The sequence below is a fragment of the Blautia sp. ZXY-1-B12 genome, from assembly GCF_056339915.1.
In genome coordinates this window covers 1-8,596 of the sequence record NZ_JBWJVP010000171.1, presented here as the reverse complement: position 1 = coordinate 8,596, position 8,596 = coordinate 1, and the positions used below count along the sequence as shown (strand labels likewise).

Below are 8,596 nucleotides of genomic sequence, written 5' to 3'. Positions count from 1 at the left end.
CTGTGAAAAATGCTGTTCATAGCTTTTCGTCTCTTTTACGAATTATTCAGATGATCCTATTATAGCATGTATATTTTATAAAGCCTCATATTTTTTCAGTTCTTCTGATATTTTACAGAAGAGCAGTCTCCTCTCCTGTAGAGTAATCGATCTGGCTGATAATCTCCCTGTTCTCCACCAGATAATTCATATATCTGCGAACGGTAATCCTGGAAAGATTTACTTTGCTGGCAATCTCATTGCTGCTGAGAAAAATCCATTTGTTTTCTTCCAGATAAGAACGAATCAGTTCCAGAATTTGTTCCTGCATACCTTTTTCCAGAAGTGCTTTTGGCGAATAGGATGTACTCTGTACCAGCAGACAGTCAATTTCCGACTGATTCAGTTCTTTATCCTAAGTGGAAACAATTTTCATGTAATAAATTAACCAGTTTTGCTACTTCTTTATAATTTTTTTCCTGCTCCCATGCATCCAGAAGTCCCGACTGAAGCTTAATCCTCGTCTGCGCATCCAGTGCACTGAAAGGTTCATTCAACAAAAGCACTTCCGGATGTGCTGAACAAGCTCTGGCAATAGCCACTCCCTGTTTCATTCCGCCTGACAGTTCCTTGGGATACATTGTAACTATTATTTTATCATATCCGCGGAAAAAAGCTCCTCTTTTCCAAATACTTAGTTACCGAATAAAAGTTTCCGCGGAGAGAATCCGATTTCCTGTTTCCAGGATCAAAGAAAGTCTGCCAGTTTAATACCAGCAGACTCTCAAATATTTCAAAGAATACAAGGAGTTTTGACTATGTGCAGAGAAATGGAAAATATGCGAAAAGCTGAACGCATTGAAATTGCTAAACGTATGCTGGTCTCCGGCAAACTCACTTATGAAGACATTGCCGCTTTTACTGCCCTGCCCTTAGAAGAGATCAAGACTCTGGCCGTACAGAAAACTGCATAACAAAAGAAATACTTCTCCCTACAACATGACAAGTATATGTATCATGTTGTGGGGAGTCTATTCTTCAGGCGTCATTACAATATGTTCTTCTCCGTAGAAACTTTAATCCATTGGCCTGCCAATGAATCTGTCTCCATTCTTGTGTGTGAGATGGGTTGGCTCATCAGCACACCAGATTTCAGTATCCGCACGCAATCTCCTTGTAATGCTTCAGCATTTTTGATGTAGTACTGAATGCTGTAACAAACGCTGCCTCTGTATCCTTCTCGCATTTACACAATGCTTTTATGGAATTGACACGGTCCAGGGTAAAGGGACCGGTTGAATGAAACGCCTCTACAAAAATGATCCGTTTTTCCTGCGGATCGTAAAGAATGATATCTGGCATACAGGAAGACTCTGACATTACATATATTCCAAGTTCCCTCATCCTTTCATCCTTTTGCCACAGATCTCTATCCGCAGCATCCCCAATATACAGAAGTTCCGGCTTTCCCTTGGATATCAATGGCACCAGCTTCTCAAGTATTTCTATCTGTAGTTTATTATGGGACGACTTCTTTAAGGAAATGATTTCTTCCCCATATACAGTTTCGTAATCACGTTCAATCTTTTTTTCCTGCTTCAAGAGTTCCGCATAAGAGATATGTGTGTCATTATAATCTTTCAGCCGTTCTTCCCACTGCTCTGTCCCATAACTTCGAATTAAAACTGCAAAATGAGAAGAAAACCGATAGGAATTATCCTTGTCATTTGTAGCCAAACCAGCTTTCGGTTCCAAAAGGCCAGCAGAAATCCATGGCTTTATCGTTTTTTTACGGAACGATTCCCTTGAATTCTCAGCATATGGGGTTTTATCCAAATCTGCCTTGTTTGGAAAATTATGGTTGATATACGCCAGAATGTCGTGTGTTCCATGATAATCCTCCGATGCGTTCCTCCACTTTTTTGAGTCCGTCATCTCAGCCAAAGCAGCAAGTATCATGACACACCGCGGATTGGACAATGATCTTGGCATGTTGATAGACTCCAGAATCTCCCTTGCCTCATTCAGGCATTTGTATGTATATTGTGATACGTTTCTTTTCATTTGTTCTCCTTTTTCACAGGCAGCTTATTGATCTCACTTGCATTAACCTGTGTATTTCCGTTTATCATCCTATAATAGTTATCGTAATCATCCGACATCAGCAGGGCATTGATCCACTCAGCCTCTCCTTCCGTTAAAGGAGTTCCGTCTGTTCGTACCAGGTAATTAACATGATTCTCTATTGAAATGTATTCTGCCTGTCTTCTCCGATAGACACACGACTGAAGCCTTCTGTCTTCTTCTTTTGCGGAAAGTCTCCTGACCAAAACGGTATTCATGTTGGAAAGAAGGAGTTTTTTCTCTCCTGCATCCACATATTGTGCCTTATCCACATGGGCGGGAAATACAAATTTTCCTCCTACGATATTTGCAGTTCGAAACATTGGAACATATCCTTTTTTCTCCGTCCGGGACAGAGAACTGCGGTTTCGAAATTCCACTACCGGTCCGGTTTTAAAACAGTACCCCATACTCTCAAAAGTATCCTTTAATCCAGACATCTTATTGATCGTCTCAATATCTGTTTTTCTGGAAGGAAGAAGCAGGTACTCATCCGAACTGATCCCTTTCACTGTTTTGGAGGGAACATAAAAAGGTTCAAAACTTTCATCATAAAAACAGATCATTTTATCCTGTTTCAGTCCCTTTGTCCCACAAGTGATCAGTGTTTCCTGCAGTACGTCTTCATCTGTAAAAACATTTTTTCTATTCTCAAACAGGAGCAGGTCTGTCAGGTTTATGTTTCTAAGGATATGATGCCGCACTTTTTTAAAATAATTTCCAGAAGTCCACGACCTTGGGGTGATAAATACAAATCTGCCATTTTCTTTTAGATCATCCAATGCTTTACACATGAAAAGACCATACAGGTTCGGCTGTCCATACACATATGGGGACATACAGATACTTTCCTCGGAATCCTTTCTGATCTTCCGGTATGGCGGATTGCAGATAACGATATCATATTCACGTTTTTTTTCATCGGTGATATAATTCTCTGTACAGATCTTTATTTCAGCAGAACCTCCTGCTTCTTTTACATATTCCCGGATTAACTCTCCGGTATGGGAAAGCACTGGAAGGATACCTGGATCATTCTCTACAAACTCTATGGAAAACGATTGGCACATATTATGCTCTATCAAATACTTAATAAGATTCGCTGTAAGTAGTCCGTTTCCTGCCCCCGGTTCCAGAATGGATAAATGCTCATTAGATACCGCAGCTTTTTGAGCCATGAATTCAGCAATTACAAGGGGTGTGAAAAACTGCCCTTTCCCCTTTCTCTCTGTCTTATTGTTTTCAGCTATATACTTTTGAGTGCCCGAGAGTATTTCATTGATCATATCCTACTTTTCTCCTATATCTGCTAATCAAAAAAGTTATTTCGAAGGTCTGTTTGTATTATACCGAAACAAAGATCGATATTCAAGTCATCCTTTCTGAAGCTTTTCTCAACCTGATTCCGTTCCTGCTGCAAATTCATTTCTTTATCTGGCAGATTCCTTCTCCGCGGAGAGGATTCTACTTGACATCTCCATACCAGCGGACTTCCAATCCTCCGTATAATTGAAAAGCCGCCGACAAAACGCCGACAGCTTCTTTTATTTTCCTAGTTTGTAAGCTTGTCTGCACAAAGCTATAATTTCTTTTCTCCGCGGAAAAAAGCTCCTCTTTTCCCAATATTTAGTTACCGGATAGAGGCTTCCGCGGAGAGAAACCGATTTACTGTTTCCAGGACATACAAGCGAAGATCCTCGGCCATTCAATGACCGAGTTGGTTGACTCCATTTGCAATTAAAAGCGAAAATAACATTTCCGGTCATATTACAAGTTAATCCCGGATCCTCATTTGGCATTTGTCTCAAATACCTTGCAAGTGCATCATCCAGTTATTTGATTTATGCTCATGTATCTGAGGATTTCATTATCTCACGTTCTCTCTGCCAGTTTGTGGTAGTTAAAGTCTCTCATAGGCTTTCCTTCTTTCTCCCAATTATATGGTGATTTTGGGAGAAAGTTAATTCCCTCTGGGAGAAAAATCTCTTCCAAAAGACAATATCACTGTTATCAGTCTTCACCATCGGTTCTTCTAAGTCCAGCTAACCTTTGAGCAGTAACACAATATCCGTTTTTTAAATTCAGGTTTATTCTACAAATCCGACAGTGAAATTCTATCGTATGCACCATTTTTCTTATCTTCCGGATGCGGTTCCAGTCCGATATTTGTATTACTTTTAAAAATCTGACAGGTCAATAGCCGTGGAAACATCGCCTCTTTTAAAGTTACTTACTGCACGATCCATATCTGCCAGAGTTTTAGCTGAAATGCTCTCTGGTACTACCAGTTCCCGAGGTTCCAGAATAATGCAGCCATTTCCGTATTCTTTTACATTGTAATACTGATAAGCAGCTCCTCTGAGTGTAATTCTTTTTTTGTTATCCAGATGAGCAACATAATCTTTCATTGCTTCCATTATCAACACCTCCTATGCAAGCATTTATGTGGGAAATCCCACTTCCTAATCATTAAGAGTAAGCTTTTCTATTGGTTTTGATATAAGTCCGGACATTGTCCAGACTGTTTTCGCTCACTGTTGTCACAAAATAGTTTTCGCTCCATAACAATGGTTTCCAGTAATACTCCTTTAAAAGGGTATCCCAAGTTCCTTCCCTGCAAACCTGCGGGTCTTGATTCTGACTACGTTGGCAAGTGTCCCGGGGGGACAGTGAAGAATCTGCCTCATACAGAATATGGTTATGGGCGCTTTCCCCATTCAGTTCAAGAATCACAAAGCCTTTCTCTTTAAAAAAAACTTCAATCATCTTTACAACCTTGCTGGGAAATGATTTGTTTCGGAACTCTCCGCTGATAATGCTTCCACCTTAACGCTTCAGTCTCCGATACCAAGAGAACTGAAAGCCGAACCCATTACAATGCCCTTTGGTACTGTGCCGACAAGCTTGTCAGAATCATCTGGAAGATGTTCACTGACGAAGTAGAATTTAGCCTCAAATAAGAGGTCTGCATACCATAATCGATAGATTTTGAAAAAGGGCTTTCAAGGAGCTTTGTTCTTCATCGTAAATTCTTTCGCAGACGACACACTTTTGTCCAAATCCATTATATATTCCCTAACACTGGACTTCAAGCTTTTCACTCCACATTAATGAGTAACTTTACAATACAGCTCCGCGGAAAGACTCATCAACACTCTAGTTCTCACCCCACCTTATGATACCAATCGCTCTATCCGCAGTAGACTGCCTTTCATATACACTCATCAAGATCCACCATACATCTGCGGAAACCTCACCCAATCCATCCGCTCCTGCTGCCAGCATCTCAGTATCCAAACCTGGCACTCTCATTCCCCAATCCCATCCGCGGATAGAACCACCACAACACTATACTCTCCCACCTTAACATGACATTACCCACAACAGTAGGGACATTTATCAATCCCACGCCTTCCTCTCTCTCCGCGGATAAACATTCCACCTTTATCTGACACTATAACTCTATCGGGGCTTTGGATATCATCACAACTTAATCTGGTACCATTATAGCGTTTTCTACCACACCTTAATATGGAACTTTTATTACATATCCGCGGATCAATATCCCCAGCTTCCCTGCTACACATTCCACCTTTATCTGGCACTATAACTCTATCCGGGCTGCGGATATCATCACACCTTTATATGTCACCACTATTGCGTTTTCTATCACACCTTAATGTGGAACTTATATTGCATCTCCGCGGATCAATACCCCTGCTTCCCTGTTACACCTTAACCTGTTACTTTTTATCTTCTTTAGTTACAGCTTAACATGGAACCCTGCTTTTCCGCGGATACCCCACCTTTATCTGTGGCTTTACTGCTGCATCTGTCCCCACCTTTATCTGGCACTTTTTCATCACATCTCACGCTGGCACCTGCTCCGCGGAGGGCCTTTTTTACACCCACCTTTACTTGTAACCTTTACTCTCCATCTGCTTCCATATTATTCCACCTTAATGTGACACTTCCCCAGGGCTTCTCCGCGGAGTATTTCTACCCACCTTAACATGGTATCTTTCTCTCTGTTTTTATCACACCTTTACATGACACTGATTCTTTTTATCATAACTTGGCAGTATTACTCTCCGCAGCTTCTCCAAGGCTTTTCCGCGGAGGTTTTTTCACGATCCTTTTCGCTTTCAACCAGCCTTTCACACATCTTTCCCTGGCTTTTCTTCAGATAATCGCATTTTAATAAGGTTTTCTTATATCCACGGCTTTTCCGCGGAAGAGGAACTTTAGCAGGGTTTCTTTTCTACACACTGGATCAACTTTCCATATCTCTCCGAGGCATATCCGCGGAGGGCTTCAAACTACCGGATTTCCTCTATTTCCCACCATTTTTATTATCCGCAGCATGTCCGCGGAAGGGATTTCTATTAAACGTATGGTCAAAATAACACAATCCTGTTCTATCTTTAACTCACCAAGGTATAGTCCCATGATTTCAAAGACTTATTACAACAATCCTGTCTTTTGCTTATCCGAGGCATATCCGCGGAGAGCATGACTACCATAAATCTTTCTAAGACATAATTAAATTGTCACACAGTATTTTTCCGCAGAATAACAAAGTCTAGTTTCCGTACACTTATTACGGAATTTGATTTTTCCCAAAAATCCTCCTGTTTTCCAACCAAAACACCTCAAAACACCCAAAATAAATCCGTAAGTATATACGGAATCTGCTTTTTTTCCTGTTTTTAGCCTATTTTGTTCTAAAACGCCATTTTTTCTCCAAAATTCTATATTCCGTAAGTATATACGGAATTTACCCTTAAAACCCTTCCTCAGACTCCCCTAAAGATTATTTTTTAGCCTGCTTCCTGCCCGAAAACGGCATTTTTATCTAATTTCATCCGAACAGCAGATTATTAAGCCTGTTTTCTGAAAACTTTTTCATTTAAAAAATCCCGTAAGTATATACGGATTTTCATTCCTGCTCTTTCTATTCATATTAAAGAAAAAAAGGAGTAAAACGTTATGGGATACTGTTTTATGGATATAAAAAAGATTAAGTCATTGAATGTTATGGCGGCCAAATACAAACACAATTACAGGGAGATCACTGTCCCCAATGCAGTCCCGGAACTGTCCGGGATGAACAGGGAGCTTATCCCTCTTATAGGAAAAGACGGAAACCCGGTCGACTACAATGAGGCGTTCAAACAGAAAATGGAGTCTTTAGAGTATTACAAAGACCACAAGCTGCGGAGTAATGCAGTCCTGGCATACGAGATCGTCACTACCTTCTCCCACGAGGATGCCGGAAAGGTAGATGTAGAGAAATGGCAGGAGGACAATGTGAAATGGTTAAAAGACACGTTCAACCTGACTCCTGAGAACGGGAACTGCGTATTGAGCGTCATGTACCATGGGGACGAGTACGGAAATGTCCACTGCCACTCTCTCGTAGTCCCCGTAAATGAAGAAGGCAGGATCTGTGCCTCCCGGTTTACTGACGGTGCCGCTGCCCTGCGCCGTCTGCAGGATTCCTACGCAAAGGCCATGCAGGAACATGGACTGAAAAGAGGAATCGAGCGTTCCTCTGCAAAACACCAGGACATCAAAAAGTTTTATACCAAGCTAAACCAGACCATGGACATTCCACGTCCTGAACAGGGTGAGTCTGCCAACTCCTTCCGGGAGAGGATCCTGTCCCCTGATCCAGGAGGAACGTGCCGCTTCCCTCCGCGAGATGCTGAACAAGGAAACAAAAATGCGCCAGGAGTTAGACGAGCAGAACGAACGGGCCAAGAAAGCAGCCATTAACATCGTTTCCTCCCAGAGGGCTGAGTTCAAGGAGGAGGAAATAAAATTAAGACGCAAAAATCAGGAACTCTCCGATCAGGTTGGAAAGCTGGAGAAAAAATACGTAGAGATGGACAGGCTCTGCGGAGAAATGAATACAAAATACCTGAAGTTAGAAGAAAAAAGTAAAAAGACGCTGCAGGACTTACACAAGGTGGAAAAATTAAAAGAAATCGTTGAGGAGAACACCTACCGGAACCAGGTCATGTCCTACATGAAAGACGAAATGCCGGAGTTTGCGGAGAAAATGGAACAGGATTATGAAGCAGCCAAACAGATGTATGAGTCAAGGGATGTTACCCTGGACAGATAAAATACGACCCATTTGCTTTTCGTCATATTACCTCCAAATATTTTTCAGGTATATGTACAATGAAATACAAGAAACTGCTTCCCGGAATTGGTTCTAGGAATGATGGTGGCTGCTATAATGACGGTGCCAGTAATGGCAGGTAATATTAACTCCGGTAGTCCCCAATGTCATTTAGAATGACAATTGGGGATCCTCGGTAATTCAATTTCCGAGATGAAAGTGCAAGAACGAACTTACGCTTGCTCTTTAAAATAAGAAAAACAGATTTACCTGAATCGAATCTGCTCTCTGAATCATTTGGTGGATTCGCTTGATTTCATATCTGCTTCTATTCTATTTTCATCCAAAAGATCCTGTCCGATG

At 41.3% G+C, this 8,596-nt stretch carries 10 protein-coding genes and 1 pseudogene; 3 read left to right on the top strand and 8 right to left on the bottom strand.

Annotated features, from left to right (window positions below):
* Positions 1-112 precede the first annotated feature (112 nt).
* Positions 113-310 carry a hypothetical protein gene (locus AC075L_RS09440; protein ID WP_476387568.1) on the bottom strand — a complete coding sequence of 66 codons (198 nt, stop codon included), beginning with the start codon at positions 308-310 and terminating at the stop codon, positions 113-115.
* Positions 311-452: 142 nt separating this feature from the next.
* A pseudogene (locus tag AC075L_RS09435) lies at positions 453-626 on the bottom strand (ATP-binding cassette domain-containing protein); the annotation flags it as partial.
* A 171-nt stretch (positions 627-797) separates the two neighbouring features.
* Here AC075L_RS09435 and AC075L_RS09430 point away from each other — a divergent pair.
* Positions 798-953 (top strand): hypothetical protein, encoded by a 156-nt coding sequence (locus AC075L_RS09430; protein ID WP_476387567.1) that lies wholly within the window; start codon positions 798-800, stop codon positions 951-953.
* A 178-nt stretch (positions 954-1,131) separates the two neighbouring features.
* Here AC075L_RS09430 and AC075L_RS09425 read toward each other — a convergent pair whose 3' ends face one another.
* The 6 genes from AC075L_RS09425 to AC075L_RS09400 all read right to left on the bottom strand — a co-directional run bounded on the left by AC075L_RS09425 (position 1,132) and on the right by AC075L_RS09400 (position 6,015).
* A complete protein-coding gene (locus tag AC075L_RS09425) occupies positions 1,132-2,043 on the bottom strand; it encodes a BsuBI/PstI family type II restriction endonuclease (protein WP_476387566.1) in 912 nt (303 codons plus the stop codon).
* Positions 2,040-3,389 carry an Eco57I restriction-modification methylase domain-containing protein gene (locus AC075L_RS09420; protein ID WP_476387565.1) on the bottom strand — a complete coding sequence of 450 codons (1,350 nt, stop codon included), beginning with the start codon at positions 3,387-3,389 and terminating at the stop codon, positions 2,040-2,042. Before AC075L_RS09420 ends, AC075L_RS09425 begins: the two co-directional genes overlap by 4 nt.
* A gap of 891 nt (positions 3,390-4,280) precedes the next feature.
* Positions 4,281-4,520, bottom strand: coding sequence for a hypothetical protein (locus AC075L_RS09415; protein WP_476387564.1), 240 nt, complete (start codon positions 4,518-4,520; stop codon positions 4,281-4,283).
* A 52-nt stretch (positions 4,521-4,572) separates the two neighbouring features.
* The gene (locus tag AC075L_RS09410; RefSeq protein ID WP_476387569.1) at positions 4,573-4,917 is read right to left on the bottom strand and encodes a transposase; all 345 of its coding nucleotides are present in this window, start codon (positions 4,915-4,917) and stop codon (positions 4,573-4,575) included.
* Positions 4,918-5,259: 342 nt separating this feature from the next.
* The gene (locus tag AC075L_RS09405; RefSeq protein ID WP_476387563.1) at positions 5,260-5,400 is read right to left on the bottom strand and encodes a hypothetical protein; all 141 of its coding nucleotides are present in this window, start codon (positions 5,398-5,400) and stop codon (positions 5,260-5,262) included.
* Positions 5,401-5,862: 462 nt separating this feature from the next.
* Positions 5,863-6,015: a hypothetical protein gene (locus AC075L_RS09400; RefSeq protein ID WP_476387562.1), complete on the bottom strand. Its 153-nt coding sequence runs from the start codon at positions 6,013-6,015 to the stop codon at positions 5,863-5,865.
* Positions 6,016-7,092: 1,077 nt separating this feature from the next.
* Here AC075L_RS09400 and mobV point away from each other — a divergent pair.
* Both mobV and AC075L_RS09390 read left to right on the top strand, forming a co-directional pair.
* A complete protein-coding gene (mobV, locus tag AC075L_RS09395; RefSeq protein WP_476387561.1) occupies positions 7,093-7,881 on the top strand; it encodes a MobV family relaxase in 789 nt (262 codons plus the stop codon).
* The gene (locus AC075L_RS09390) at positions 7,829-8,233 is read left to right on the top strand and encodes a hypothetical protein (protein ID WP_476387560.1); all 405 of its coding nucleotides are present in this window, start codon (positions 7,829-7,831) and stop codon (positions 8,231-8,233) included. The genes mobV and AC075L_RS09390 overlap by 53 nt, the downstream gene beginning before the upstream one ends.
* Positions 8,234-8,596: the final 363 nt, after the last annotated feature.